Below are 260 nucleotides of genomic sequence, written 5' to 3'. Positions count from 1 at the left end.
GGTCGCGTAATAAGAGCAGACAAACGAGGCGCTATCGATAACAAAACCGCAAATATACTGTCAAGACTTCACATCAGCGATGACAGTTGGCTCAAACTCACCACAAACTTTGAAGGTATATTCACGGGCGCAGTCGGCACCGCAGAGCATTTGTGTGAATTTACTGAGCACGTGGGGTTAAAGCGCGCACACGGTAAAGCAAATGCCCAAGCTTGTTTGAATAGCGCGTAAACATAACTACATACTAAGACAGCAAGAAA

General features: G+C 45.8%; 1 pseudogene. It reads left to right on the top strand.

The window, feature by feature from the left end:
- Positions 1-231 (top strand): annotated as a pseudogene (locus H4J56_RS19465) (transposase); the annotation flags it as partial.
- Positions 232-260: the final 29 nt, after the last annotated feature.

The sequence above is a fragment of the Colwellia sp. BRX8-4 genome (assembly GCF_014077345.1).
Lineage (GTDB): Bacteria > Pseudomonadota > Gammaproteobacteria > Enterobacterales > Alteromonadaceae > Colwellia_A.
The sequence above is the reverse complement of the archived record's forward strand: the minus strand, read 5'-3'. Positions and strand labels throughout refer to the sequence as shown.